General features: G+C 64.7%; 31 protein-coding genes. 16 read left to right on the forward strand and 15 right to left on the reverse strand.

The genetic code is table 11. The features are described from left to right. Window positions 1-97: 97 nt before the first annotated feature. From FNA46_RS09370 to FNA46_RS09395, 6 genes are all read left to right on the forward strand, one after another. Window positions 98-1,006 (forward strand): homocysteine S-methyltransferase family protein, encoded by a 909-nt coding sequence (locus FNA46_RS09370; protein WP_143124925.1) that lies wholly within the window; start codon window positions 98-100, stop codon window positions 1,004-1,006. A gap of 32 nt (window positions 1,007-1,038) precedes the next feature. Continuing rightward, window positions 1,039-1,719, forward strand: a complete 681-nt coding sequence (locus FNA46_RS09375) for an energy-coupling factor ABC transporter ATP-binding protein (RefSeq protein ID WP_143124926.1) — start codon at window positions 1,039-1,041, stop codon at window positions 1,717-1,719. Then, a complete protein-coding gene (locus tag FNA46_RS09380; protein WP_143124927.1) occupies window positions 1,713-2,318 on the forward strand; it encodes a CbiQ family ECF transporter T component in 606 nt (201 codons plus the stop codon). The genes FNA46_RS09375 and FNA46_RS09380 overlap by 7 nt, the downstream gene beginning before the upstream one ends. Window positions 2,319-2,443: 125 nt before the next feature. After that, window positions 2,444-3,007: a biotin transporter BioY gene (locus FNA46_RS09385; RefSeq protein ID WP_143124928.1), complete on the forward strand. Its 564-nt coding sequence runs from the start codon at window positions 2,444-2,446 to the stop codon at window positions 3,005-3,007. A gap of 63 nt (window positions 3,008-3,070) precedes the next feature. Beyond that, complete coding sequence (locus FNA46_RS09390; protein ID WP_143124929.1) at window positions 3,071-3,376, forward strand: type II toxin-antitoxin system MqsR family toxin; 306 nt, start codon at window positions 3,071-3,073, stop codon at window positions 3,374-3,376. A 1-nt stretch (window position 3,377) separates the two neighbouring features. After that, a complete protein-coding gene (locus FNA46_RS09395; protein ID WP_244617856.1) occupies window positions 3,378-3,803 on the forward strand; it encodes a type II toxin-antitoxin system MqsA family antitoxin in 426 nt (141 codons plus the stop codon). Window positions 3,804-3,810: 7 nt separating this feature from the next. On the opposite strand, the gene FNA46_RS09400 is transcribed toward FNA46_RS09395, so the two are convergent. Beyond that, window positions 3,811-4,203 carry an acyl-CoA thioesterase gene (locus FNA46_RS09400; RefSeq protein WP_244617855.1) on the reverse strand — a complete coding sequence of 131 codons (393 nt, stop codon included), beginning with the start codon at window positions 4,201-4,203 and terminating at the stop codon, window positions 3,811-3,813. A 153-nt stretch (window positions 4,204-4,356) separates the two neighbouring features. Here FNA46_RS09400 and FNA46_RS09405 point away from each other — a divergent pair, with 153 nt between their 5' ends. From FNA46_RS09405 to FNA46_RS26525, 3 genes are read left to right on the forward strand one after another with little or no spacing between them, the layout of a single operon-like run. Continuing rightward, window positions 4,357-5,292 carry a histone deacetylase family protein gene (locus tag FNA46_RS09405; protein ID WP_143124930.1) on the forward strand — a complete coding sequence of 312 codons (936 nt, stop codon included), beginning with the start codon at window positions 4,357-4,359 and terminating at the stop codon, window positions 5,290-5,292. Between the two features lie 2 nt (window positions 5,293-5,294). Beyond that, window positions 5,295-5,549, forward strand: coding sequence for an exodeoxyribonuclease VII small subunit (locus tag FNA46_RS09410; RefSeq protein ID WP_143124931.1), 255 nt, complete (start codon window positions 5,295-5,297; stop codon window positions 5,547-5,549). A 46-nt stretch (window positions 5,550-5,595) separates the two neighbouring features. Beyond that, window positions 5,596-5,721 carry a hypothetical protein gene (locus tag FNA46_RS26525; RefSeq protein WP_280177821.1) on the forward strand — a complete coding sequence of 42 codons (126 nt, stop codon included), beginning with the start codon at window positions 5,596-5,598 and terminating at the stop codon, window positions 5,719-5,721. A gap of 67 nt (window positions 5,722-5,788) precedes the next feature. On the opposite strand, the gene FNA46_RS09415 is transcribed toward FNA46_RS26525, so the two are convergent. From FNA46_RS09415 to xylF, 3 genes are all read right to left on the reverse strand, one after another. Then, window positions 5,789-6,574, reverse strand: a complete 786-nt coding sequence (locus FNA46_RS09415) for an ATP-binding cassette domain-containing protein (RefSeq protein ID WP_143124932.1) — start codon at window positions 6,572-6,574, stop codon at window positions 5,789-5,791. Between the two features lie 14 nt (window positions 6,575-6,588). Continuing rightward, window positions 6,589-7,914: a sugar ABC transporter permease gene (locus FNA46_RS09420; protein WP_143124933.1), complete on the reverse strand. Its 1,326-nt coding sequence runs from the start codon at window positions 7,912-7,914 to the stop codon at window positions 6,589-6,591. A 213-nt stretch (window positions 7,915-8,127) separates the two neighbouring features. Further along, window positions 8,128-9,168: a D-xylose ABC transporter substrate-binding protein gene (gene xylF, locus FNA46_RS09425; protein ID WP_143124934.1), complete on the reverse strand. Its 1,041-nt coding sequence runs from the start codon at window positions 9,166-9,168 to the stop codon at window positions 8,128-8,130. Window positions 9,169-9,355: 187 nt separating this feature from the next. Here xylF and FNA46_RS09430 point away from each other — a divergent pair, with 187 nt between their 5' ends. The 4 genes from FNA46_RS09430 (at window position 9,356) to FNA46_RS09445 (ending at window position 12,980) form a co-directional block, all read left to right on the forward strand. Then, complete coding sequence (locus FNA46_RS09430; RefSeq protein WP_143124935.1) at window positions 9,356-10,606, forward strand: ROK family transcriptional regulator; 1,251 nt, start codon at window positions 9,356-9,358, stop codon at window positions 10,604-10,606. Between the two features lie 69 nt (window positions 10,607-10,675). Beyond that, window positions 10,676-11,863, forward strand: a complete 1,188-nt coding sequence (locus FNA46_RS09435; RefSeq protein ID WP_143124936.1) for a winged helix-turn-helix domain-containing protein — start codon at window positions 10,676-10,678, stop codon at window positions 11,861-11,863. Window positions 11,864-11,976: 113 nt separating this feature from the next. Further along, window positions 11,977-12,396, forward strand: coding sequence for a GNAT family N-acetyltransferase (locus tag FNA46_RS09440; protein ID WP_143124937.1), 420 nt, complete (start codon window positions 11,977-11,979; stop codon window positions 12,394-12,396). Window positions 12,397-12,524: 128 nt separating this feature from the next. Further along, entirely contained in the window at window positions 12,525-12,980 is a 456-nt protein-coding gene (locus FNA46_RS09445; RefSeq protein WP_143124938.1) for a DUF5680 domain-containing protein, read from the forward strand. A gap of 46 nt (window positions 12,981-13,026) precedes the next feature. On the opposite strand, the gene aroC is transcribed toward FNA46_RS09445, so the two are convergent. Together aroC and FNA46_RS09455 are read right to left on the reverse strand one after the other, a co-directional pair. After that, the gene (gene aroC, locus FNA46_RS09450) at window positions 13,027-14,124 is read right to left on the reverse strand and encodes a chorismate synthase (RefSeq protein WP_143124939.1); all 1,098 of its coding nucleotides are present in this window, start codon (window positions 14,122-14,124) and stop codon (window positions 13,027-13,029) included. A gap of 104 nt (window positions 14,125-14,228) precedes the next feature. Further along, complete coding sequence (locus FNA46_RS09455) at window positions 14,229-17,408, reverse strand: bifunctional diguanylate cyclase/phosphodiesterase (protein WP_246102972.1); 3,180 nt, start codon at window positions 17,406-17,408, stop codon at window positions 14,229-14,231. Window positions 17,409-17,672: 264 nt separating this feature from the next. On the opposite strand from FNA46_RS09455, the gene FNA46_RS09460 reads away from it, so the two are divergent. Further along, a complete protein-coding gene (locus tag FNA46_RS09460; protein WP_143124940.1) occupies window positions 17,673-17,933 on the forward strand; it encodes a DUF1344 domain-containing protein in 261 nt (86 codons plus the stop codon). 36 nt (window positions 17,934-17,969) lie between these two features. Here the strand turns inward: FNA46_RS09460 and FNA46_RS09465 are convergent, their stop codons facing one another. The 4 genes from FNA46_RS09465 to FNA46_RS09480 form a co-directional block, all read right to left on the reverse strand. Next, window positions 17,970-18,560, reverse strand: a complete 591-nt coding sequence (locus FNA46_RS09465) for a histidine phosphatase family protein (RefSeq protein WP_143124941.1) — start codon at window positions 18,558-18,560, stop codon at window positions 17,970-17,972. 23 nt (window positions 18,561-18,583) lie between these two features. Further along, window positions 18,584-19,402: an enoyl-ACP reductase FabI gene (gene fabI, locus FNA46_RS09470; RefSeq protein WP_143124942.1), complete on the reverse strand. Its 819-nt coding sequence runs from the start codon at window positions 19,400-19,402 to the stop codon at window positions 18,584-18,586. 133 nt (window positions 19,403-19,535) lie between these two features. Then, window positions 19,536-20,762: a DnaJ C-terminal domain-containing protein gene (locus FNA46_RS09475; RefSeq protein ID WP_143124943.1), complete on the reverse strand. Its 1,227-nt coding sequence runs from the start codon at window positions 20,760-20,762 to the stop codon at window positions 19,536-19,538. 287 nt (window positions 20,763-21,049) lie between these two features. After that, window positions 21,050-21,502: an RT0821/Lpp0805 family surface protein gene (locus FNA46_RS09480; protein WP_425468698.1), complete on the reverse strand. Its 453-nt coding sequence runs from the start codon at window positions 21,500-21,502 to the stop codon at window positions 21,050-21,052. Between the two features lie 64 nt (window positions 21,503-21,566). On the opposite strand from FNA46_RS09480, the gene pdxH reads away from it, so the two are divergent. Further along, complete coding sequence (gene pdxH / locus FNA46_RS09485) at window positions 21,567-22,187, forward strand: pyridoxamine 5'-phosphate oxidase (RefSeq protein WP_143124945.1); 621 nt, start codon at window positions 21,567-21,569, stop codon at window positions 22,185-22,187. Between the two features lie 21 nt (window positions 22,188-22,208). Here the strand turns inward: pdxH and FNA46_RS09490 are convergent, their stop codons facing one another. Next, a complete protein-coding gene (locus FNA46_RS09490; protein ID WP_143124946.1) occupies window positions 22,209-23,273 on the reverse strand; it encodes a polysaccharide deacetylase family protein in 1,065 nt (354 codons plus the stop codon). A 140-nt stretch (window positions 23,274-23,413) separates the two neighbouring features. Beyond that, window positions 23,414-24,205 (reverse strand): sulfite exporter TauE/SafE family protein, encoded by a 792-nt coding sequence (locus FNA46_RS09495; RefSeq protein WP_143124947.1) that lies wholly within the window; start codon window positions 24,203-24,205, stop codon window positions 23,414-23,416. Window positions 24,206-24,360: 155 nt separating this feature from the next. Between FNA46_RS09495 and FNA46_RS09500 the strand changes: the two genes are divergently transcribed. Further along, window positions 24,361-24,663: a pyrophosphohydrolase domain-containing protein gene (locus tag FNA46_RS09500; protein ID WP_143124948.1), complete on the forward strand. Its 303-nt coding sequence runs from the start codon at window positions 24,361-24,363 to the stop codon at window positions 24,661-24,663. Here the strand turns inward: FNA46_RS09500 and FNA46_RS09505 are convergent. The 3 genes from FNA46_RS09505 to FNA46_RS09515 form a co-directional block, all read right to left on the reverse strand. Continuing rightward, window positions 24,650-25,336: an HAD family hydrolase gene (locus FNA46_RS09505; RefSeq protein WP_342782386.1), complete on the reverse strand. Its 687-nt coding sequence runs from the start codon at window positions 25,334-25,336 to the stop codon at window positions 24,650-24,652. The genes FNA46_RS09500 and FNA46_RS09505 overlap by 14 nt on opposite strands. 139 nt (window positions 25,337-25,475) lie before the next feature. Beyond that, window positions 25,476-25,874: a type II toxin-antitoxin system VapC family toxin gene (locus FNA46_RS09510; RefSeq protein ID WP_143124949.1), complete on the reverse strand. Its 399-nt coding sequence runs from the start codon at window positions 25,872-25,874 to the stop codon at window positions 25,476-25,478. Beyond that, window positions 25,871-26,122, reverse strand: coding sequence for an AbrB/MazE/SpoVT family DNA-binding domain-containing protein (locus tag FNA46_RS09515; RefSeq protein ID WP_143124950.1), 252 nt, complete (start codon window positions 26,120-26,122; stop codon window positions 25,871-25,873). Before FNA46_RS09515 ends, FNA46_RS09510 begins: the two co-directional genes overlap by 4 nt. Between the last annotated feature and the right edge of the window lie 39 nt (window positions 26,123-26,161).

A 26,161-nucleotide genomic window follows, 5' to 3' on the forward strand; every position in this document is an offset into this window, starting at 1 on the left:
AACCGGTCCGTAACCGGCATCTGCCCCAAAAACCTGTTCCGCTTGCCGCGCCGATGCGCTATCGCCACCGGAGCGACCGGAGGAAAGGACGTTGGACATGGGCGATCTTGTCATTCTCGATGGCGGCATGAGCCGTGAACTGGTGCGGCTGGGGGCCGAGCTGAAGCAGCCGGAATGGTCGGCGCTGGCGCTGATCAACGCGCCGGAGATCGTGCGCCAGGTGCACGCGGAATTTATCGCGGCCGGTGCCGATGTCATCACCACCAATTCCTATGCGCTGGTGCCCTTCCATATCGGCGAGGAACGGTTTGCGACAGACGGCGCCTCCCTCATTGCGCTCTCCGGCCGGCTGGCGCGCGAGGCGGCCGATGCGGCGGGGCGGCCGGTGACGGTGGCGGGCGGCCTGCCGCCGATCTTCGGATCCTACGAGCCGGAAAATTTCGATCCCGCCCGCGTGCAGGATTATCTTTCGTTGCTGGTCGACAATCTGGGTCCCTTCGTCGATGTATGGCTTGGCGAAACGCTGTCGCTGATCGCCGAGGGCGAGGCCGTGCGCATTGCCGTGGCGAAAACCGGAAAACCCTTCTGGATCTCCTTCACGCTGGCCGACGATGCGGCGCAGGTGGCGGGAGCCACGCCGAAACTGCGCTCCGGCGAACAGGTGGCGGATGCCGCTGCCTGGGCGGCGACCTCCGGCGCATCGGCGCTGATGTTCAACTGCGCCCGTCCGGAAGTGATGGAGGCAGCGGTGCGCGTGGCCTCCGCTGTCTTCCGCGACACGGGCGTGTCGCTGCCGATCGGCGTCTATGCGAATGCCTTCGAGAGCGATACGGACGAGAGTGCCGCCAATGAAGGGCTGCACGATACCCGCAAGGACCTGACCAGCGATGTCTATTCCCGCTTCGCCTGCACCTGGGCAGAGGCCGGCGCCTCGATGATCGGCGGCTGCTGCGGCATCGGTGCCGAGCATATCCACCGTCTGGCCGGCACGCTCCGGGCGCGGTAACAAGGCTCACGACGGAACCGGAACGGCAGCACGTGCACATCCTCTTCGATCAGGCGGAACTCAGCTACGGGCCGGTGGTGGCGCTGAAGCCGCTGTCGCTGTCGCTCCACGAGCCCCGCATCGGCGTGATCGGCCTCAACGGGTCGGGCAAGACAAGCTTTGCCCGCCTCGTCAACGGACTTGCCAAACCGACACGCGGGCGCGTGACGCTGGACGGGCTCGATACCGTGGCCGACGAGAAGGCGGTGATTGCTGTGACCGGTTTCATCTTCCAGAATCCCGGCCATCAGATCATCCTGCCGATCATCCGCGATGATATCGCGCTCGGGCCGCTGAGCCGCGGTCTGAAGGGCAGGGACCTGGAGGAGAGGGTGGAGGCGGCGCTGGCCCGCTTCGGCCTTACGGATCTGGCGTCGCGTCGCCCGCATGAACTGTCCGGCGGCCAGTTGCAACTGGCCGCGCTCGCCGCCGTCGTGGTGAACCGCCCGAAACTCATCCTGTTCGACGAACCGACCAACCAGCTCGATCTCAGAAACCGCGCGCGGGTCAAGGCGGCGATCGAGGCTCTGGAGGAGCAGGCGATTGTCATCAGTCACGATCTCGATCTGGTCCGCGATTTTTCCCGGGTGCTGGTGTTTCACGAGGGCGCGCTTGCCTTCGATGGTGCGGGTGTCGATGCCATAGCCCGCTATCGAGAGATTGCCGCATGCTGAACAGCCTGCATGTGGCGGGAAACACGTTGATGCACCGCCTGCCGGCAGGCCTGAAGCTTGCGGCGCTGGCGCTGGCAAGTTTGGCGCTGTTCTTCGTGCAAAGCGCCCTGCCGCTGGCCCTGGCGGCCATCCTCACGGGCACGCTCTATCTTCGGCTCGGGCTTTCGGCTGGTGAAGCGCTGCGGCGGGTGCGGCCGGTGCTGATCACCATCGGCCTGTTCGGTCTTTTGAATGTCGTGCTGGTTTCGCCGGAGGAGGCACTTTCCTCGACGCTGCGGCTGCTCGCCATCCTGTTTCTGGCGGCGAGCGTGACGGCCAGCACGGCGCTGGCGGATGTGATGGCCGTTCTGACCCGCCTGTGCCTGCCGCTGGAAGGTCTCGGTCTCCTGAAAGCCAGCGATGTCGGGCTGGCGGTCGGCCTCGTGCTGCGCTTCGTGCCGGAGATCGCTGCCCGCCACGCGGCCCTGAAGGAGGCGCATCGTGCCCGCGGGCTTCCGGTGAAACTGCACCGCATGCTCGCGCCGCTGATCATTTCCACCTTGCGCGATGCCGACAGCATTGCCGAGGCGATTGACGCGCGCGGCATTCGCGGCCAGTAAGGCAGGATGCAAACGCAAAGCGCGGCTTGCAGGCATGAGGGGGCACCGGCATGCGTCGTCTGCGAGCGGCAGGATCGCGACGGATCGAGGGGTCTCACAGGCTGTCTCTTTTGGGGAGAAATTCCATGACCACCAGGGATCTGGTTCTTGCGGCGCTGTTTACCGCCATCATCATCGTGCTCGGCCTCATTCCGCCGGTCACGCTCGGCTTCATTCCGGTGCCGATCACCGCGCAGTCCATGGGCGTCATGCTGGCCGGCTGCATCATCGGCGCGCGCCGCGGCGCGGTTGCCTATGCGCTGCTGGTGGTTCTGGTGGCGATCGGCCTGCCGGTTCTGTCTGGCGGGCGCGGCGGCCTCGGCGTGCTGATGGGCCCGACCGCAGGCTATATTGTCGGCTGGGTGCTGGGCGCCTTCGTCACCGGCCTGCTTGCCGAGCGCTTCGTGCGTGAGGGCCAGTCCGGCCTCGTGCAGATGGCCGGCTTCTTCCTCGCCAGCGTCATCGGCGGCATCGCTGTGGTCTATGCGATCGGCATGCCGGTCGTCTCACTGGTGGCCGGCACGCCCTTTGCCAAGGTCGCCGCCGGCTCGCTCGCCTTCCTGCCTGCCGATCTTCTGAAGGCCGCCATCGCCACGCTTGCCGCACGCGCCGTGATGGTCGGCTATCCGCTTCTGCCGCAGCGGGCGTGAGCGGACGGGATTGCTGCTCAAAGCTCTCTTGAAATGCCACCTTTAAGGTGGCATTTTACTGTCGTGGAGAAGAAAAAGCCGACTTACGCGCTGTCACGCATCAAGGCTGCCATCGGCTCGGTCGAGACGTTGGCAATGACCGGTTCCGCGCTGCGGGATGCGCTCGCGCTGGGGTTTGATCGTCACGCCATCGTCGAGACGATCAACGGCATCGAGGCTTCGATGTTCTACAAATCGATGACCACCTACCGGGATCATCGCCAGTGGCAGGATGTCTACCATGTGCCAGCGCGCGACCTCGTCCTCTATGTGAAGTTTCAGGATGACGTGGTCACCGAATTCAAGGTGATGTCCTTCAAGGAGACATGACATGACTGCATCGGACACGCACAGACGCGACGTCATGATCGCCCCGGACACGGGCGAGACACTGCGGCGAGACGTGCGTCCTTTCACCGTTCGTTACAAGGGCGAGAGCCTGACCGTCGATCTGCCGGGCTATTATCCGGAAGGAAACGGCGAGGGCGTTCATGTCGGAGACGACATGAAGGTGACGGACGATGCCCTGCGGCTGCTGAAGGAGCGGGTGGACGGCATTCCGGCGCCCGCAACCATTCGCAATTTTCGGCTGAAGCTGAAGCTCTCCCAGCGGGAGGCCGGCCTGCTGCTGAAGGTGGGCGAGAGCGCCTTCGACAAGTACGAACGCGGTATCGCGGAACCGAGCGGGCCGACCGTGCAACTCATGAAGCTTCTGGACCGGCATCCAGAGCTTGTGCTGGACCTTCAGTCGGCCTGATGCCTCGTCACTCGAGATACTTGTAGAGCCAGTCGCGCAGGTCTTCGGGAAGCGGGATCGGCTCGCCTGTGTCCGGGTTGCAGGCGGCCCAGACGATTTCGGCTTCGGCGACCAGTTCGGTGCCGCGTTCCATCAGGATCGAGAAGCCGGCGGTCTTGCCGCCGATCTTGCTGACACGCACGGCGGTCGTCACCGTCTCGCCCACCTGCAGCGCCCTGTGCAGCTGGCAGCCGACCCGGGAAACGCCGAAGGCGGGCAGGGGCATGTCCGGCGCATGCGCGGCCCAGAAATCGGCGAGCGCCTCCTCCGCATAGGAGATATAGGCGAAACTGTGCATTTCGCCGCGCATGCCCACGTCGCGGAAGCCCACGCGGAACCTGTGGATCGTCTCGTCGCTCACATCGTCTCCCATGCCTGTTGCGCTCGCCTCGCATTTAAGACGAGCGGGGCGTCCCGAACAAGCCGCGCCCTGGTGAAGTGCCTTGAAAAGTGCCGGTTTTTGCGCCATTTCCGCAGGGCAGTGTGCGTGTGACCGTGGCAGGAGCCCTGAGGAATGACCACCCGTCTTTACGAGCATAAGATCTTCCTCGAACACAACACGCCGGAGGGCCATCCGGAACGCGCCGACCGGCTGCGTTCGCTGGCGCTCGCACTGGAGCATCCGAATTTCGACCGGCTGGACCGCAGGGAGGCCCCGCAGGCCAACGAGGATGCGGTGACGCTTGCCCATCCCGAAAGCCATCTGTTCTCCGTGATGCGCGAAATCCCCGAGGAGGAGGATCTGATCCGCCAGATCGAGGCCGATACGCATGTGAGCCAGAAGAGCCTGCAGGCGGCGCTGACGGCCGTCGGCGGCGCGATGGCCGCCGTGGACGACGTGTTTGCCGGCGCGGCCGACAATGTGTTCGTCGCCTCGCGGCCGCCCGGCCACCACGCGGAAAAGGCCAAGGCCATGGGCTTCTGCCTGTTCAACAATGTGGCGATTGCCGCCCGCCACGCCCAGAAGACCTATGGCGTGGAGCGCATTGCCATCGTCGACTGGGACGTCCACCACGGCAACGGCACCCAGGATATCTTCTGGGACGATCCCTCGGTGCTGTTTTGCTCCACGCACCAGATGCCGCTCTATCCCGGCACCGGCGCTCTGTCGGAAACCGGGGCGCATGACAATGTGGTCAACGCGCCGCTTTCGCCGCATGCGGCCGGCGATCATTTCCGCGAGGCCTTTTCCAGCCGCGTGCTGCCGGCGCTCAACAATTTCCGTCCCGACCTGCTGCTGATTTCCGCCGGCTTCGATGCCCATCACCGCGATCCGCTGGCGCAGATCAACCTCGTCGGCGATGATTTCGACTGGGCCACCGGCCGGCTGATGGAAATCGCCGGGAAATACGCCGGCAACCGGGTCGTCAGCCTGCTGGAAGGCGGCTATGATCTCGAAGGCCTCGCCGAATCGGCGGGCCTGCATATCCTCAGACTGATGAAAGGCTAAGCATGTCGGAGAGCGCTACCGCCCACGACGTCAGCGGCTACACTTTTGAAAAGGCCGTGGCGGAACTGGAAAGCATCGTGGCCCGCCTGGAACGCGGCGACGTTGCACTCGACGAATCGATTGCCATCTACGAACGCGGCGAGGCGCTGAAGAAGCACTGCGAAAAGCTGCTGTCCGCCGCCGAAAACCGCATCGAAAAGATCCGCCTCGACCGGGCAGGCCAGCCGCAGGGCGTCGAGCCACTGGACGGTGCGTAAACGTCAACCGGCGGAACCAAGGGCGGCCGGCGAACGTTCTGCCGCCATGACACAGGATACCGGACCCAAGGCCCGCGGCGGCATGATCACCTTCGTTCTCACCATCTTCGCCATCGCCATCGTGGTGGCGGGGATCTACATGCTGGGGTTCACCCCCGGTGAACCCTCGTGAGGAACGATCTTCTGGCATGAGACGAGGAAGGAGCGACAGCGATGCCGCTCCTTTTTACGTTCTGGCGTCAGGCCGTCTGCATGGCGCCGGGGCCGGGCACGGCGCCCGGCGGCACCTTGCCGAGAATGATCATGCCGAGCACTTCATCCTTGGTCACATCCTCGGTGCGGGCATGGCCCACCACGCGGCCGTTCTTCATCACGAAGACGCGGTCGGCGAGATCGAAGACGTCGTGGATGTCGTGGCTGATCAGGAAGATGCCGATGCCCTCCCGCTTCAGCTGGGTGATCAGTTCGCCCACCTGCGCGGTTTCCTGCGGCCCGAGTGCCGCCGTCGGCTCGTCCATGATCAGGATGCGGGCATCGAACAGGATCGCGCGAGCGATCGCCACAGATTGCCGCTGACCGCCGGAGAGCGCCTTCACCGGCTCCTTGAAGCGCTGGAAGTTGGGGTTGAGCCGCCCCATCACCTCGCGTGCCTTGGCTTCCATCGCCACGTCGTCCAGCGTGCCCCAGGGGGTGCGCAGCTCGCGGCCGAGATAGAGGTTGGCGGCGGCATCGACGTTATCGGCGACGGCCAATGTCTGGTAGATCGTCTCGATGCCGTATTTCTTGGCGTCGCGCGGATTGTTGATCTCGGCCTGTTCGCCATTGATCAGAATATCGCCGGAATCCCGCCGATAGGCGCCGGAGAGGATCTTGATCAGCGTCGACTTGCCCGCACCGTTATGGCCGAGCAGGGCGACGACTTCGCCGGCGAACAGATCGACCGAGGCACCGTCGACGGCATGAATCCCGCCGAAGGAGATGGAAACGTCACGCATTTCCACCAGAGGAGTCTTGTTGTTGGTCATCTTTCCTACTCCTTCTAGCGAGCGCGGGCGCGATAGATGGTGTCGAGCCAGACTGCCAGCACCAGCACCATGCCGATCACGATGCTCTGCAGCGGCGCATCCATGCCGAGCAGCACCATGCCGGAATTGAGGGATTGCATGACGAGCGCGCCGAGAACCGCGCCCGCGATGGTGCCGACACCGCCGGCGAGCGACGTGCCGCCGATGACGGCTGCCGCAATCGTATAGAGTTCGTCGAGCGTGCCCTGGGCATTGGTCGCCGCATTGAGGCGCGCGGTGGAGATGGCCGCCGCAATGGCGCAGAGCGCGCCCATCAGCGCGAACAGCCGCACCGTGACCCAGCGGGTCTTGATGCCGGCAAGTTCAGCCGCTTCCGGATTGCCGCCGATCGCAAAGACATAGCGGCCAAAGCGCGTGCGGTTGGTGAGGAAGGTCATCACGATTGCGATGCCAAGCGCGATCAGCACCGGAATGGCGATGCCGAGCGGAATGTCGAGCCCGTTTTCCGGCCAGGCGATGCCGTGGTCCTCGGCATATTTGCGCGCCAGATTGACCGGCATGTAATAGCTGTTCAGCACGTTGACGGCGCCCAAGACGACACCGCAGCTGACGATGCCGACGACAAATTCGGCCCAGACCGGCTTCAGCGGGAAGCCGAAACGCTTGCGCTGCTTGCGCGAATGCAGGATCGACAGGACGATGAAGAGGCAGGCGATCACGCCGACGATCCAGCTGGCCGTCGCGCCGATCGAGCCGTCGGCACCGCCGCCCATCAGGCGGAAGGTGGTGTCCATCGGCGCAACCGTCGCGCCGCTCGTCACCATCCAGGCCGCACCGCGCCAGACGAGCAGGCCGCCGAGCGTGACGATGAAGGAGGGAACGTTCAGGAAGGCGATGATCATGCCCTGGAAGGCGCCGATCGCCGAGCCCAGCACGATGCCGACGGCAAGCGCCAGGAACCAGTTGGCCGGATGGTCATAGCCGAGCCAGGCCGGCAGGAATTTCGTCTGGGTCACCGCCATGATCATGCCGACGAAGCCGAGGATCGAGCCGACGGACAGGTCGATATTGCGCGTCACGATGACCAGAACCATGCCGGTGGCCATGACGGAGACGGAGGCGGCCTGCACGGACAGGTTCCACAGGTTGCGCGACGTCAGGAACAGGCCGCCGGACATGATGTGGAAGCCGATCCAGATCGCCAGCATTGCCACCACCATGCCGAGCAGGCGGGTATCGATTTCGGTGGCTTGAAAAAAGCGCTTCAGCGGATTGCCCGGCGCCGCGCGCGCACCGGTCGTGGTGCGGGTCGCGGGGACCGCGATGGTATGATCCGTCATGAGCCTTGAACTCCCCTCGTTACTCGGCAGCGGCCGTCAGAGAAGAACGCCGCAGCAAGGCTGCGACGTCCGGAACTGTCGGTCAGTTTGCCGTTTATGGTCTTTTCCAATCAGGCGAGAGAACCCCTGCCGCGCCCTTCTGCGGGAGGGATCCGTCCGGAGGGTCCTCCCGAGGGGGAGCGACGTCCGGACGTGTGCTCGCCTGGAATTGCGTCAGCCGCAGACCTTGACGGAACCGGCCTTCACGCCCTGGCAAAGCTCCTTCTTGGAGATCCAGCCGGCGTCGAGAACCACGTTCAGATTGTCCTTGGTGATGGCGATCGGCGTCAGGAAGACGGAGTTCATCTCGATGCCCTTGGCACCGCCCTTGAACTTGACGGTGCCCGGCAGGGCTTCCATCTTGGTGCCCTTGGCAAGCGCCACGGCCACTTCACCGGCCTTCTTGCCAAGCTCGCGGCTGTCCTTCCAGACGGAGACCGTCTGCGTGCCAAGCGCGATGCGGTTCAGAGCGGCCTTGTCGCCGTCCTGACCCGAGACCGGAACGGAGCCGGCCATGCCCTGGGCTTCGAGAGCCGCCACAACGCCGCCGGCCATGCCGTCGTTCGAGGAAACGACCGCATCGACCTTGTTGTTGTTCTTGGTCAGGAACTGCTCCATGTTCTTCTGGGCAATTTCCGGCTTCCAGCCATCCGTGTAGGATTCGCCCACATTCTTCACCTTGCCGGAAGCGATCGCTTCCTTCAGCACTTCCTGCTGGCCGGAGAAGACGAAATCGGCGTTCGGGTCGGTGGAGCCACCCTTGATGAACACGTAGTTGCCCGACGGCTTGACCTTGAAGACTTCCTTGGCCTGCAGGCGACCGACTTCCTTGTTGTCGAAGGTGATGTAGTAGGTCTTCGGATTTTCGATCAGGCGGTCATAACCGATGACCGGAATGCCTTCGGCAGTGGCTTTTTCGATGGCCGGGCCAATGGCGCCGGAATCCTGGGCGAGAACGATGAGCGCGTTGGCGCCCTGCGAGATCAGGCTTTCGATGTCGGTCAGCTGCTTGGCGGCAGAGGTCTGTGCGTCAGCGGAAATGTACTTGGCGCCGGCGGCTTCGAGAGCCTTCTTGATCGCGGCTTCGTCGGTCTTCCAGCGCTCTTCCTGGAAGTTCGACCAGGATACGCCGACCACCAGATCCTTGGCGAAAGCCGGAGCGTGAACGGATGCGATGACAGCCGCGCAGGCCATCAGCTTGAGAACTGATTTCATAATTACCTCCCGAGTGAATGCGGGTCGCTGCAGACCTCCTTGTCCGCCCGGCCCCCCGCCGATTACCGTCGAAACCCCCGTCATCCCAACTGAGAATTGTTTTTCTCGACAGTCGAGAAAATAACTGGCAGATGATTTACACCCTGTCAACACTCTGTTCAGCACGAAGCGCTAACTGTTCGAGACCATGCCTGCCGCGTCCTATTCCTCTCTGCCGGCCAGTCCTGCCGCCGCCCAGCGCGCGGGCACCGAACAGCTGCGCCGGCACAGCCTTGCGCTGGTGCTTTCGGCGCTGAGGGAGGAAGCTGTACTGTCACATACGGCGCTTTCGGAGCGTACAGGCCTTGCGTCGGCCACGGTGACGGCGGTGACCGGCGATCTGGAGCGGCTGGGTGCCATCGAGCGGCAGGATCAGCCGGCCTCCGGCGGGCGCGGGCGGCCCCGCGTGCTGTTTGCCCGCAGGCGTCGCTTTTCCCATGCAGTGGCGGTGCAGATTTCGTCCGATGCCCTGCATTACGGCCTTGCCGATTATGGTGGCACCATGATCGACCGCTTCAGCCGCCCGCGCGACATTGCTGCAGGCACGCCGGACAGCCTGCTGTCCGACATGGGCGAGGCGATCGCGCGTCTGATCCAGCGCTCCCGGCTGGAGCCGGCGGAAGTGGGGGCGATCTCGCTGTCGTCCAAGGGCATCGTCGATGCAGACGGGGGGCGGCTCGTCTGGTCACCGGTGTTTGGCGAGCGCAGCGTCGAGTTTTCCGCACTGCTGGAACACTGGCCGGCCGCCACCCTGTTCGTCAGCAACGAGACGCTGCTGGTGGCGCACGCCGCCGCCCGCAAGCGGATGGCCGAATCGCCGGCGGAGGGCGGGGCAGGACTGATTGCGCTCTCCCTCGGTCACAGCATCGGCCTTGGCATCGCGCGGATCGAGGAGGGCCAGTTCAGCGTCAGCGCGCCGAACTTCGGTCACATGCTGAATGCGGTGGACGACCGCCTGTGCCGTTGCGGCCTCAGGGGGTGCATCGAGGCGACCGCCGGCTTCTATGGCATCCTGCGGATTGCCTTCCAGGTGCCGCCCAACACCATTCCGGCGCGCTTCGTGCCATTGACCGAAATCGAGAAGATCGCGCTCTCGGCGCGCCAGGGCACCCGCATGGCCCAGCACGCCTTCCGCCAGGCGGGGCTCGCGCTGGGGCAGGGCCTGTCGCGGGTGCTGAGCCTGCACGAGAACCTGCCGGTCATCGTCACCGGTCCCGGCACGCGCTTCTACGACCTGATGCAGCCCGGCATCGAGGAGGGCTTGCGCCAGTCGCTGCATGTGCGCCTCAACGGGCTGCCGAAAATGACGGTGGTGACCGACGAATCCTCCCTCGTCTTTGCCGGGCATGTGGACCGGGCGCTGACGGCCGTGGACCAGCGGGTGGTCGGCCTGCGGTGAGGCGCGGGAAAGCGTGAGGGGGCGCGAATGTCGGTTGAACAAAAGATGAACATGACCTAGCCTCGGATCATGGCGATTCTGATCGAAAACCGGCAGGCCCGGCACATGTTTCTGGAGCGGCAGGGGCTTTCCCGGCCGCCAAACCGGCAGCTTGGTCGTGACGGCCTGCTGGGCCTGATCCATGATCTCGGCTTCGTACAGGTCGACAGCATCCAGATCGTGGAACGGGCCCATCACCAGATCCTGTTTTCGCGCAACCAGACCTATCGCCGGGAGCATCTGACGGCGCTTCTGGAACAGGATCGCAGCCTGTTCGAACACTGGACGCATGATGCCTCCGTCATCCCCTCGGCCTTCTTTCCCTACTGGAAGCATCGTTTCGTGCGGCGCGAGGCAAAGATCCGCGAGAACTGGGCGAAGTGGCAGGGCAGGGATTTCGATTCGGCCTTTGCCGAGACCTATGATCGTATCCGCCATCAGGGCCCGGTGATGGCCCGCGATGTGAAGGCGGACGATCACAAGTCCGGCGGCTGGTGGAACTGGCACCCGTCCAAGACGGCGCTGGAATTTCTCTGGCACACCGGCAAGCTGGCGATTGCCCGGCGGGAAAATTTCCAGAAGGTCTACGATCTTTCCGAACGGGTCATCCCGCCCGATCATTTTGCGGCAGAGGTCAGCCACGAGGATTTCGTCGACTGGGCCTGCCGGCAGGCGCTGCAGCGGCTCGGCTTTGCAACCTCGGGCGAAATTTCCGCCTTCTTCGATCTGGTCACGCCGCCGGAAGCGAAGGCCTGGGTCAGCCGGCACCGCGCAGAACTGGAAGAGGTGGAGGTGGTGACGGTGGATGGCCGTCGCCGACCGTCGTTTGCCTTTGTCGAGGGGCTTGCCGACCTGCTCTCGCCACCCGAACCGCCGGCGAGGCTTCGGGTGTTGAGCCCCTTCGATCCGCTGCTGCGCGACCGCGACCGCGCCGAGCGCCTGTTCGGCTTCAACTACCGGATCGAGGTCTTCGTGCCGGAGGCGAAGCGGCAATACGGCTATTACGTCTTCCCGCTCATCGAGGGCGAGCGTCTGGTTGGCCGCATCGACATGAAGGCGGATCGAAGGGCCGGGACGCTTGCGGTGAGGCGCCTCTGGTGGGAGCCCGGCCTTCGCGCTTCCGCCAGCCGGCTGGAGCGTCTGGAGGCGGAGCTTGTGCGCCTGGCCCGTTTCACCGGAGTGGAGCGGGTCGAATACCTGCCGGGCTGGGAGGGTTGAGCCTGTTCCACGGCCGGCAAACCAGCGTTTTCGACAAGACAGGGGCGGGGGATGTCGTGGCAAAGGCCGGACGATTGCCCTTTTCCCAGAAACCAACGACAGAAGGAAACACCATGTCCAGCAGCGAATACCGCGTCGAAGCCCGCATTCCCGCCGTGGAGACCTATCTCGGCCTGCGCAAGGCCGCCGGCCTCTCGCCCTTTTCCGAGGCGGCGGCCGAGCGCGGGCTGAAGGGCAGCGTCTTCGGCGTCAGCGTGATGCTGGGTGAGGAAACGGTCGGCATGGGGCGCATCATCGGCGATGGCGGCTGCTTCTTCCAGATCACCGATATCGCCGTCAAGCCCGCTCACCAGGGGCGCGGACTCGGCAAGCGCATCGTGGCAGCGCTTGTCGATCACCTGCGCGAGGTGGCGCCGGCCAGCGCCTATGTCAGCCTGATCGCCGACGTGCCGGCCAACCGGCTCTATGCCCAGTTCGGCTTTCGCGAAACCGCGCCGCGCTCCGTCGGCATGTCGATGGTGATCGGGAAGTAGAGGCGCGTCTTGGTCGGGCGAGGGGCCGCGAGGTCGTCTGATCGTGTCGCGCCGGGGCCCGGCAGGACCGGGGGTGGCCCCAAAACGCGCTGTCTTGAGCATCGCTGTCCAGCAACGGGAGGAAAGCCATGGACGACCTGAATGCCTTCATCGTCGAGGCCAAGGCGGCGGCCTATGTGGGCGGTCGGGCGGCGGGGCCGTCGTGCCGGCCGGGATCGCATGATGTCGGCCATGCGCGGGACGAGTGGTCCTATCTCGACAGCTATTTCGGCGGCACGGATTTTCTCGGGCAGGAGGTTGTCTGGAGGAAGGGCGAGCCGGTCTGGGCGATGAACTATTACGGTCGCATCCTCGATCCCCTGGAGATCGACGGCGAAAGGGCCGGAATGGTCATCCGCGCCAGCCTGCCGCAGATGTATGCGCAAGGGCGCTTTCTGGGCGGCTTCGTGCATGAGGTGGCAGGTTACCGCTATGCCGATGAGAGCACCGGCGATCCGGCAAGCTTCATCGGCATCGAACGCATCTTTCGCGGCGACCGCGAGGTCTATCGCCTCGATTACCACGGTGGCATGATCGTTCCCTGACGGACGGCCCCGTCAGGGTTTTGACGGGAGCCTTCCCGGACAGGCGTCAGCGGGCCTTGCCGGTCTGCCCGCGATCGCGCAGGAAGTGGTCGGCCAGCGCGCAGGCCACCATGGCTTCGCCGATCGGCGCGGCGCGGATGCCGACGCAGGGGTCGTGGCGGCCCTTGGTGCGCACATCCACATTGTTGCCGTCCGCATCGATCGACTGGCGCTCGGTCAGGATCGAGGAGGTGGGCTTCACGGCAAAGCGGGCAGTGATCGGCTGGCCGGTGGAAATGCCGCCCAGAATGCCGCCGGCATGGTTGGAGAGAAACAGTGGCTGGCCGTCATTGCCCATGCGCATTTCGTCGGCATTCTCCTCGCCGGAGAGTTCGGCCGCGGCGAAGCCTTCGCCGACCTCCACGCCTTTCACGGCATTGATCGACATCAGCAGGGAGGCGATGTCCTGGTCGAGCTTGGCATAGATCGGCGCGCCGAGGCCGGCCGGCACGTTTTCCGCCACCACCTCGATCACGGCGCCGATGGAGGAGCCGGCCTTGCGGATGCCGTCGAGATAGTCTTCCCATACGGGCACCATCGCGGCATCCGGGCAGAAGAACGGGTTCTGCTCCACCTGCGCCCAATCCCAATTGCCGCGGTTGATCTTGTGCTTGCCGATCTGCACCAGCGCGGCGCGGATGGTGACGCCGGGGATGACCTTGCGGGCAAGCGCGCCGGCGGCCACACGCGCCGCCGTTTCGCGCGCCGAGGAACGGCCGCCGCCGCGATAGTCGCGGATCCCGTATTTCAGGTCATAGGCATAATCCGCATGGCCCGGCCGGTAGCGGCGGGCGATTTCGCCGTAATCCTTGGAGCGCTGGTCGGTGTTTTCGATCAGCATGGAAATCGGCGTGCCGGTGGTGGTCATCACCGTTTCGTCTTCCGACAGCATGACGCCGGACAGAACCTTGACGATATCGTCCTCGCGCCGCTGCGTCACGAAACGCGACTGGCCGGGCTTGCGCTTGTCCATATAGGCCTGGATCTCGTCCAGCGTGAAGCGGATGCCGGGGGGGCAGCCATCCACGACGCAGCCGAGCGCCGGGCCATGGCTTTCGCCCCAGGTGGTAACGCGGAAAAGGTGACCGAAGGTGTTATGCGACATGAGACCTGACCGATGGGCGACGCCTGGCCGCCGGGACGTTGAGCGGCCTTGTCATAGTGGAAAAGGCGGGGGAGGGGAAAGCCCTTTTTGTCCGGATGCCGGCCTCAGGCGATCCGGCTGAAGCCGTTGCGGGCCGCTTCGGTGAAGTCCGCATAGGGCAGCGCCTTGGCGAAAGCAAAGCCCTGCAGAAGGTCGCAGCCCATTTCGCGCAGCAAGGTGGCATGTTCCAGCGTTTCCACACCCTCGGCCACCGTATCGACGCCGAGCGAGCGGGCGATCTCGATGATCGAGCGCACCAGCGCACGCTCCTGCGGCGCCGTCAGGATCGGCATCACCAGCTGGCGGTCGATCTTCAGCCGCCGGGGTTTGAGCTTCAGCAGGCTGACGATGGAGGTATGGCCCGTTCCGAAATCGTCGATCTCGATGTCGACACCGAGCGCCTTGATGCGCTCCAGGTTCTCCGTCACCAGATCCTCGCGGTCATCGAGGAAGATCGATTCCACCAGTTCGAAGGCGATCTGTCCGGGCGAGATCGGCAGGGTCTGCAGTGTGTCGATCAGCGTCCGGTCACTCAGCCGCCGCGAGGAGACATTGACGGAGACACGCGGGATGCGGATGCCGGCGGCGGCCCAGCGCATCTGGTCCTTCAGCACGTTTTCCAGCACGATCTGGTCCAGCGTGGCCGCCACGTTCAGGTCTTCGGCGATGGCCAGGAAGGCATCCGGCGGCAGTACGCCGCGCTGCGGGTGGTTCCAGCGGATCAGCGCCTCCACGCCGGCCAGCTGGCGCGTGATGGCGCAGAATTGCGGCTGGTACCAGGCGGTGAACTGGTGATCCTCGATGCCGGCAAGGATCTCGTCGGCCGTCTGCTTGTGGCGGATGATTTCGGCCTGCAGGTTCTGGGTGAAGAATTCGAAGCGGTTGCGGCCCTGTCCCTTGGCGCGGTAGAGCGCGATATCGGCATTGATCAGCATCTTGCGGGCATCGATCCGGACGCCGCGCTCCTGGGCGATGCCGATCGAGACGCCGCAGCGGCAGGAAAAGCCCTCGAAATCGATGGGCTGGCGCAGCTCGGTGACGATGCGTCCGGCCAGCGTCGCCATGTCCTTGGGATCGGCATTGTCGTTCACGAGAATGACGAATTCGTCGCCGCCGATGCGGGCGACCAGATCGCGAGGGCCGACATTGCGCGTGAGGATCTGCGCGGCATGCACCAGCATCGCATCGCCCGCCGCATGGCCCAGCGTGTCGTTGATCTGCTTGAAGCGGTCGAGATCGAGATGCAGCAGCGAAACCTGCCGGCGCTTCTGGCGGCTTTCGAGCGACAGCGCATCGAGTTCCAGATCCAGCTTGCGGCGGTTCGCGAGCCCGGTCAACGGGTCGTGCAGGGCATTGTGCTCGATGCGGCGACGCGCCAGTTCCAGCTCGACGTTCTTGGCGTCCGCCTCCAGCTTGGCGGTTTTCAGCCGCTCCTGCATCAGCATGTCTTCGGTCACGTCGAAGGCGATGCCGACGAGCTTCTGGCTGCCGTCGCGCTGGGTATAGGGCTTGCCGATGGACCGCACGAAGCGGATGCTGCCATCGGGCTGCGGCACGCGCACCACCAGCGGCTGGCCGGAGGGTTTTGCCGGGAAATGGGAGGACATCCGCCGGGCCAGCTTGCGGTCGTCGGGATGAATGAGGTTCATCCACTGTTCGGCTGTGATGTGCCCATCGGTATAGGGCAGCCCGTAAAGCTGGCACATGCGCCGGTCCCAGATCTCGGTCCGCGTGTGCGGATTGGATTCCCAGATGCCGCAATTGTAGGAGCCGAGTGCCAGATCCAGCCGGGTCGACAGTTCTTCCAGCTGGTGTTCGCGATTGGACAGCTCGTCCAGCGCCAGTTCCAGCTCGGCATTCTTGATGTCGCTGTTTTCCTTGGCGCTCACCAGCGTCTGGTTCATCAGGATGTCGGACGTGACATCCCAGACGATGCCGGTTGTGCGCGTGCTGCCATCGGCGTGGCGATAGCTGGCGCCGGCCGAGCGCAGATGGCGCAGCGAGCCGTCGGCCAGCCGGATGCGGTAGACCTGCGTGCAGGGCGTGGTGGAGCAGATGCAGGTGAAGAAATGGGCTTCGGCCGCATCGACATCATCCGGGTGGATGGTGCGCAGCCATTCCTCCAGCCGGCTGCGATCCTGGGCGTCCGGCCGTTCGTGGAGCGCGGCGGCGCGCTGGTCCCAGGTCAGATGGTTGTCGCCGGTCACCTCCCAGATGCCGATGCTGGAGGTTTCCATGGCCAGGTTGAAACGCTGCGACAGTTCCACCAGATTGGCCTCGCGGCTTTTCAGGATGGCGATGTGGCGGTTGCGCTCGCCGATCAGCAGGCTGGCGAAGAAGACCGGCAGGATCATGCCGAGGCCGGCCGCGGCGAGCAGCCAGCGGAAGGAGACCTGGTCGGCCGGGCTTGCGTCCCAGCCCTGTCGCGGTGCCGCCATCACCTCCCAGCGCCCGCCGTTGACGGGAAGGGCTGACGCAACGGGCTCCAGGCCGGCAATGTCAGGCTGTCCGGTCAGCAGGGTTTCGCCGCCGGGATCCACATGGCGCACGGCCACATGCAACCAGTCATCGGCGAGCATGTCCCGGAAGGACACCGACGAGGTTTCGGCATCGATGCCGGCCTCGGCGAAGAACTGCCGCTGGTCGATGATGAGCGCCAGCGCGCCCCAGGGCTGACCGTTGCGCTCGACCGGGACGACCAGTGTCAGGGTCTGGTCGCCGGCGCCTGACACGGCGAGCATCTGCCCGCCAGCACCGGGATCCTTCAGCCGCGCGGCAAGTGTGGACAGGTCAAGGCGTGTAAAGCTGCCGGCGGGATCGGTGCGTGCGCCCTCGCGCAGGATCACGCGACCGAGCTTGCGGTCCGGGGCCAGAGCGACCGCCAGCGTGTGCGGGTTGTCTGCCAGGACGCGGCGGACATCCTCATCGAGCTGGCCGGGGGTCACGTTTGGCGCGTGCGCGAGAAGATTGGCCAGGTGATCGGCGATCAGCCGGTCGCCCTGCAGCCGGCTCTTCATCCGCTGGATCAGGATGTTGACGGTGCGCTCCGTCGCCACCCGCAGGTCCGCCTGGTAGACGTCACTGCGGTAGCGATCAAAGACGACGCCTGCCGTGGTCAGAACAAGCGTGATGGCCGCCGCAATGAGGGCGGGCCTGCGCCAGCGCATCGGCGTCTCGTCCGTTTGCCAGTTCGACAGGAGCCAGGAAAACAAGCGGACGGGCCTTTTCTGGAAGCTTTCAGACATCAACCCCATCCTTACGGCCGGCAAGTTAATTTCCGATTGCGCTGATGGACATGAACTTGCCGACGATTTTCTGTGGGGATAACAGCCTGACGTTGCTTGCGCCTGGGTGCTGTGCGCACGCCTCTTGCGGTTGGTTGCAATTCGTAAAAATTGTCTTCATCAATAAGACGCCGGATGCCACGCGGGCGGGCAAATTTCGCCATAATCGGAAGGCAAAACATGTTTCGAAACAAAACATTCGCTGATGTGCCCAGGGCTTACACCATGCGCCTCCTGATCGCTGCACTGCTTTCTACCGCAAGCATCCTGTCCCCGCTCTCGACGGTTGCCCAGAGCATGGATGTCGAAGCCACCATCAAGTCGGTCGACAAGAAGAAGCTGAGCTTCACGCTTGATGACGGCAAGACCTACAAGGTGCCCGAGGAATTCAACTTCGACGGGTTGACGTCCGGCGTGAAGGTAGTGGTGTTCTACACCATCGTTGACGGCAGCCGCGTGGTGGACGACCTGCAGATCGTCCAGTAAGTCCATCCCATTCCAAAGGAATTTCGTTCGGCCGTGTCAGAGCCACTCGACGCGGCCATGATCGCGCTCGATGATCAGCACGCGGTCCTGATGGATGTCGCAGCGTGCCGCGTCCAGCTCGTTCCAGCCGCCGACCAGTTTCAGCACGGAGCGGATGACGCCGCCATGGCTGACGCAGACGGTCGGCTGTTCCACCGCCTGCAGAAAGGCCGCGACCCGCCAGGAGAGGATTTCATAGCTTTCCGCATCGACTCCGGGCGGAATGAAGTTCCATTTCTGCCGGGAACGCTCCTTCAGCCGTTCCGGTGCGAGCGCCCGGATTTCGTCCAGCGTATGGCCTTCCCAATCACCGAAGGACAGTTCGACGAGCCGCTCGTCGGTACGATAGGCCAGCGGATCGAGACCGATGGCCGTTCGCGCGATCTGCATGGTCTCGCGCGTGCGGGAGAGAGGGGAGGCCACGAAATCGAAGGCCTCCACCTGATCGGCAAGCAGCGTGCGCAGCGTCTCGCCGTTGTGGCGCGCCTGGGCGCGCCCCGTGTCATTGAGGCCGATATCCTTCTGGCCCTGCAACCTGCCTTCGGCATTCCAGTCGGTCTGTCCGTGACGGATCATATAGATGAGCACGGCGGCCGCTCCAGCGGTTGGCGTCAATCCTTGGCGACGGAAATATCCGGCGCATCGACCGCCTTCATCCCGACGACGTGATAGCCGCTGTCGGCATGGTGGACCTCGCCGGTCACCGAGCGCGACAGATCGGACAGCATGTAGAGGCCGACATCGCCGACTTCCTCGATGGTGACGGTGCGGCGCAGCGGCGCATTGTACTCGTTCCACTTCAGAATATAGCGGAAATCGCCGATGCCGGAAGCCGCCAGCGTCTTGATGGGGCCGGCCGAGATCGCGTTGACGCGGATGTTCTTCGGGCCGAGATCGACGGCGAGATATTTCACGCTCGCCTCGAGCGCGGCCTTGGCAACGCCCATGACATTATAGTTCGGCATCACCTTCTCGGCGCCGTAATAGGTCAGCGTCAGCATGGAGCCGCCGTCCGTCATCAGCTTTTCGGCGCGACGGGCGACCGAGGTGAAGGAAAACACCGAGATCTGCATGGTCTTGGAAAAGTTTTCCGGGGTCGTGTCGATGTAGCGGCCGGTCAGTTCGTCCTTGTCGGAAAAACCGATGGCGTGCACGAGGAAGTCGATCTTGCCCCAGCGCTGCTCGATCTCGGAAAAGACGGCATCGATGCTCGCCTCGTCGCTGACATCGCAGTGGCCGGCAAGCGTTGCGCCGAGTTCCGCTGCCAGAGGCTCGACACGCTTCTTGATCGCATCGCCCTGGTAGGTGAACGCCACTTCGCCGCCCTGTGCATGAATGGCCTTGGCAATTCCCCAGGCGATCGAACGATTGTTCGCCACACCCATAATGATGCCGCGTTTGCCTGCCATGAGGCCGGTTGCCTGAGCCATACTCTATCCTCTGAGACTTTAGACGAATTTTGCCTATGGCATAGCCCGCCCCCGCGTTCAAGCTTGACGCAGATCATCTCCTGTAAGGCTCCGTAACAATGGGTGCGCGACCTTGGATAACGTCGCAAAAGCGTCACACGAAGAGGCCATAGCGCATGTGGCGCATCAGGTCGATCACCTTCGGGTCCGGCTTTTCCCAGAGAATGACGCGCACCTCCACCACGAGGTCGCCCCGTTCGCCGGCGCTCGCATGCAGGCCGAGCCGTTCGATGCGCACGCTCTGGTCCGAACCCGTCCAGGCGGGAATGGACACAGGCACCCGTCCGCCCGGTGTTTCCACCTCGGCTTCCGTGCCGAGCACCGCGTCCTCCAGAGAGATCGGCAGTACCGTGTGCAGGTCAAAGCCCTCGACGCGGAAGCGCTCGTCGCGCGCCACCTTCAGCGTCACCACCAGATCGCCGCGCGGGGCGCCCGGAATGCGCAGGCCCTGACCCGAAAGGCGGATCACATGACCATCGGTCATGCCGGCTTCCAGGGCAAAGCGCACATCGCGTCCGTCCGATAGCGACACGGTGACCGGCGCCAGCTGCAGCAGGTCGTTCAGCGACACGGTGGCCGTCGCCAGCAGGTCCGGCGCCTTTTCCGGCGGCGTCGGGTTGCCGCGGATGCGGCGCATCAGGCCGGTCAGAAGTTCTATCGCCTGAAGGGGAAGCGGCGGCTGCGGCTTCTGCGGTGCCGTCTGGCCCGTCTCAGGCTTTGCCTCCGCGCCGCCCGGGGCGCTGGCCGTTGTCTCGGCGGTTGTCTCCGGGGGTGGCGGCGCCTGCCGCGCCTTGCCCTGGGAGGCGCCCGGTGTCTGGGAGTGTGTCTGGGACCGCGCCTGTGACTGTGATCCGCCGGCCTGCGCGGAGGCTGGTCCGGCGCCCTGGCCCGCTCCGAAGATGCGGTTGATCATGTCCTCGGGGCTTTCCTGATCGCGGCCCATGGTGCTTGCACCGCTGCTGCCCTGATCATGGGCCTGGTTCTGGGCCTGGGCGCGCTGCGCATTGGCGCGCGCCAGTTCCTCCATCACCCGTTCGGCATTGGCGCGGGCGGCGCGGGCGCGTTCCTCTGCCTGACGGGCCGCCTCGCGCTGCTGCATGATGGTCTGCTGCGTTTCGAGCGCGCGGTCGTAGCGCCGGCGACGTTCCGGATCCTTCAATACCTCATAGGCTTGCCCTACCTCGGCGAAGCGGCGGCTCGCCAGCGGGTCGTCCCGGTTGTGATCCGGATGCAGGGTCTTGGCCTTGGAGCGCCAGGCAGCCTTGATCTCGTCGGGTCCTGCGTCTTTCTGAACGCCAAGGAGGGAATAGGGGTCGCGCATCAATATCCACCAACTCGGTTTCCTGGCACGCGCGCCGCATGACGGGCCGCATGACAAGGTCAAACAACTCGTGCCGGCCCGGACCGTTCCCGTGGAAACGTGGCAGGACATCGGCTTATGCGAGGAGAATAGAGGCGGGAGTCTCTAAAGAGGATTTACGTCGCGATGACAGTAGAATTAAGCTTAAGAGAACGTAACACGTCGGCCTGCATTGCGCCGATCAGGCGCATGACAAAGTGGCCGCCAAAGAAACCGCGGGCTGCGCCGTCCTTGCGACAGGGGCACCGTTACTGGCGTTCGAAGGAGGTCAGCAGCCAGTCACCGCTGTCGGCCATGCAGGCCTGCCCGGTGAACTTGGCAATGCCTTCGTAGGAATGGCGGGTGGTCACGAAACCGCGGCACAGCTGGCCGGCCACCCGTGCCTCGCGGATCTTCGAGACGACGCCGGCGCTGCCGGTGGCGGTGTTGGCCCAGGGAAGCGGATTGGCTCCCATCTTCGACAGGTCGGCAGAGGTTACGGCATTGCGCACGGTCACCTCGTCGGATACCGCTTCTTCCGACCGCTTCGGGATGGTCGATGTGGAAAGGCTGCGGTCCACCTTGGGCGAGGTGTCGAACAGGTCGAAGGCACCGCTCGTGCATCCGGAAACGGAGCCGGCGAGGAGGACGACAAGGGCTGTTTGAAGCATAAGCGACAGCGGTGTCCGGGTGCGGTTGTTTGTCTTTGCTGTCACTTCCACCTTGCGTCCAGTTCGGAAACGGTTCACGAGTCGATTTGACCAGATCGGGAGCATTTTAGTCAATATGTCTGAAGATGGGTTAACAAGCGGTGACTTTACCGAGGAAAGCGAGCCCTTCGCCCTGTTCGCACAATGGCTGAAGGACGCGGAAGGTTCCGAAATCAATGATCCGAATGCGGTGGCACTGGCGAGCGTCGATGAGCAGGGCCTGCCCAATGTGCGCATGGTGCTCCTGAAGGGTTTTGATGCGCGGGGCTTTGTTTTCTATACGAATTTCGAAAGCCAGAAGGGTCGCGAGATCCTTGGCCAGCAGAAGGCGGCCATGTGCTTCCACTGGAAATCGCTGCGCCGGCAGGTGCGTCTGCGCGGACCGGTGAGCGTCGTTTCCGACGAGGAAGCGGATGCCTATTATGCATCGCGCCCGCGCGGCAGCCGCATCGGGGCATGGGCGTCGAAGCAGTCGCGACCTCTGGAAAGCCGCTTTGCGCTGGAAAAGGCGGTGGCTGAATACACCGCACGCCATGCGATCGGCGAGATCCCGCGGCCCGCGCACTGGTCCGGTTTCCGCATCGAGCCGACCTCCATCGAGTTCTGGCACGACCGGCCCTTTCGCCTGCACGACCGCGTCGAATTCCGCCGGCCGGCGCCGGATGGCGACTGGTCGAAGGTGCGCATGTATCCCTGAGCGATCACGGCACGGGCATCCTCAGGGTGCCCGCTGCCCCGTCAGCCGGAAGGGAATGCCCGCCGCAAGCGCCGTCACGTAGCGCGGCCTCTGATAATAGCCGTTCAGTGAAATTCGGGGCAGGGCGGTCAGCTGCGCCGCATGTGCGCGCGTCACCACGCCGGGCTGTGTGGTCACTGCAGCCGTGAAGCCGGCCGTCCGGGCAAGATCCGGTTCGCGTGCCGAGAGGGTGGCGGCAGAACCATAGGGATAGGCAAGCGTTGCCGGACGCCGGCCGGTCAGCGCTGCCAGCCAGTCTGCCGACCCCTGCATTTCCGCCCGCGACTCGTCCTCGGCCAGACGTCCGAGTGCGCGGTGGCTGAGGGTGTGGGCGCCGAGCGTGACCAGCGGATGGCGCGCCAGTTCAGCGAGCTCGCCGCCATCGAGCGTCAGGCGCCGGGTGATCTCCAGCGGATCGATCCCGTGCCGGCTTGCCAGCCCATCCAGCCATGCCACCGTCTCGGTTTCGTCGCCCTGCCGCAGCCGGCGGGCAAACCGGTCGAAGGCATCCAGCCTCGCCTTGGCGGTGGAAAGGTTGATGTCTTCTTCGCCGCGGCCGAGATCTGCGCGCAGCCTGGTCCTTGCGTTCAGCAGGTCCGCCAGCGTTTCCCACCAGATACTGTGGGTGCGTTCCGCAAAACCGCGCGTGACGAACAGCGTGAAGGGCACGCCATGCCGTTCGAACACCGGCAGCGCATGGTCGCGGTTGTCGCGGTAGCCATCGTCCAGCGTGAAGCAGGCAAACGGACGGGACTGCGGCGTGGTGAGCCGCTGCGGCACGTCCTCCAGCCGGATGACGTCATATCCCTCTTGCGCCAGCCGGCATATCACCGACTCCAGGAAATCAGGCGTGATCTCGAGATGCCGGTTGGGTGCGCTTGGTCGCTGCTCAACGGGGCGGACGTGATGGAGGGCGAAGATGGCGCCCGCTCCGCCGAAGCGCTTCCCGATGCCGGCACGCGCCAGCAGGGCAGATGCTTCCAGCCCGCAGACGATCAGCCCGCGGCGGAGGCGGCGGCGCCAGAGCGCATCAATGCTGTTCCTCATGCCTGCGCCGCTTTCCGCACTGATCCTGCCTGCCTTCGTGTCGGGAGAGCCCGCCGGGCATGGCTCATGCCGGACCTTATCGCGTGCAGACTTAAGTCTTCCTGAAAAATGAAGGGGCAGAAGCCGGGCCTGCCGGGCCGTCAGTGCAGCAGCCCGTCCAGCGCCGGCAGGCTGACGATGCCCGCACTGGCGATCAGCGTGTAGCAGATGCGGCGGAAGGTGGTTTCGCTCGCCAGTCCGAACAGGCGCGCGCCGATGGCGATGCCGAGCCCGTAGCCGGGGCCGACCACGGCGGCAAGCATGAGCGTATCCAGCCGCAACAGGCCGGCCGCGACATAGGAGGTGCCCGATATCACGGAGGAGAGCGCGAAATAGACCACCAGATTGGCCCGGACTGTCAGGCGGTCGATGGCGCCGCCGAGCCAGTAGGCGACCACCGGCGGGCCGGAGAGTTGCGCAACGCCCCCGAACAGGCCCGCCATGACACCCGTCGCGATGCTGAGCGCCGGTTTCGGTTGCCCTCGATAGCGCCAGCCGGAGATGAGGAAGGCAAGAAGCGCGAACACGATCAGCGAAATGCCCCAGCGCAGGCCAAGCTGCGGCGCAAACGCCAGAAGCGCCGTTCCGGCGGGTACGCCGGCAAGCGCCCCGATCAGCATGGTGCCCACCTCGCGCCGGTTGGCGCGCCGCCAGGCATCCGGCAACAGGCCGAGCGTCATGATGAAATCGATCACCAGCAGCAGCGGCGAGGCCACCTGCGGGCCGGCCACGGCCCCTGCCAGCGGCACGAAGATCAGCGCGCCGCCGAAGCCGGAAAAGCCGCGCGCCAGCCCTCCGATGAGCGCGGCTGCGACCAGCACGAGGATCTGGGCGGGCGGATGCAGCGCCAGAAAGGTCTGCGCCTGGGCGGCAAGGAGATCGGTGACGGACATTAACGTGGAACCGGCTGATAAAGCGCTTGTCTGGAGGGCTCCCCACGGCCTGTCAAGCCGGCTCACGCCACGATGTCGCGTCTCCATGCTGTTCCGGCAGGTGTGGACCTTTCTGCCGAATCGGGTTCATCTGACGAAAACAAATGGAGAACGAAATGCTGGATGACCTGATGAAGGCTTTTGACGCGGCCTCCCGCCGCTATGCCGAGGCCCATGGCCTGACGCGCGATCCCGACTGGTTCGTGCTGAAGCTGCATGAGGAGGTGGGGGAACTGACCCAGGCCTGGAACCGGCTCAGCGGGCGCGGCCGGCCCAAGGGCCGCAGTGTTGAGGACATGCAGCGGGACCTTGCCGACGAGGCCGCCGATGTGCTCGGCCACATCCTGCTGCTTGCCCATGCCAACGGTCTCGATCTTGCCGCGGCGGTGGAGCGCAAATGGCTGTTCAGGCCGGCGTGACGACGGCCGGATGACGATCGAAGAAGGCGCGGCAATGGTCAAGACTGTCGGCCACGGCCGCGCAGAGCGCCCGGATTTCCGCTGTCGGCTGCAGCATGTCGGGCACCATCACCGCCATGGTGCCGGCGGTGGCGGCGCTGCGGATGCCGTTGTAGGAATCCTCCAGCGCCAGACAAAGCGCCGGCGCGACGCCGAGCCGTGCCGCGGCCGTCAGATAGGGATCGGGCGCCGGCTTGCCGCGGGCATAATCGCCATGCGCCACCACATGGTCGAAGCGCCCGAGAATGCCGAGTTCGCCGAGGTGATGCTTGACCTGGAAATGGGCCGAGGAGGTGCAGACGGCGCACGGAATGGAGAGGGTATCGAGCAGATCCAGCATCTGCGTCACCCCCGGCTTCAGCCGCAGGTCGGTTTCCAGCAGCCGGTCGAAATGCGCAAGCCACACCGCCCGGAAGCCATCGGCATCGAACGCTTCGCCGTAATGCTCCCGCAAAAGATCGGCGATGCTGACCCAGGGCCTGCCCAGCATGCCCTCATAGATCGAGGGACCGATCGGCAGGCCTTTCTCCGTGGCGGCGGAAATGATCGAGCGGCGATAGAGGATTTCGGTATCGAGCAACAGGCCATCCATATCGAAGATGACGGCCTGCGGCAGGCGGGGAAGTATCGGCATATCGGTCCTGTATCGAAGGCGTCTGCGGCAAAGGGGGTTGCCTGGAACGCCCGGTTTCACTGTTCACGTTCTGCTCCGGCTACCATGCCGGTGCCCGTTCTCGCGCGGATGCGCTTATCGGCACAGCACTGCAAGCGGGTCAGGAAGCAAGGCGTGCCAGGCGGCCCTGTGCCTCTAGCACTTCGACAGCCTTCTGATCAAACGACACGAAGGTCTCACCGCCGAGCCACTGTCCCTCATGGGCGATGACGCCGTCTGCGAAATCGCCGCCCGCTTCCAGAACCGCCAGTCCGGCCTCCACGGCCGGGCGATCCATCGCGACATTGCCGGCCTCCAGCAGGTCGCGAAGGGAGCGCGCAACCTCCTGCCGGGAAAGTCTCGCGCCGCGCAACAGCACCCAGACAAATTCGCAGAGACAGGATGACGAGATCGCAATCAGCGAGGCCTCCTGCAACAGACGAGCCGCGGCAGCACCTTGCACCGCATCGTCCTGCAGCACGGCGCGCACCAGAATGTTCGTGTCGACGGCAATCTTCATTCCTCGCCAGCCCAGCCGGCGGCGGCTATCCGGTTCATCTCCTCGATCGACAGGGGTCTTGCCGCCTTGCCGGCATGGCGCCCGATAAAGCCTCCGATGCTGCCGGTCGGCCGCACGGCCTTCAGACGCAGTTCTCCGCCCGGAAGCCTGTCGAGTTCGATCTGTTCCCCCGGCCGGACACCCAGATGGTTCAGAAGCTCCCGCCTGAGGGTGATCTGCCCCTTGGCGGTCACGGTCAAAGAGGCCATGGCACATCTCCTTTTGGCTTTAAGGTAATGGAATTTTTC

The sequence above is a fragment of the Affinirhizobium straminoryzae genome (genome assembly GCF_007004135.1).
In the GTDB taxonomy this organism is placed as follows: domain Bacteria; phylum Pseudomonadota; class Alphaproteobacteria; order Rhizobiales; family Rhizobiaceae; genus Neorhizobium; species Neorhizobium straminoryzae.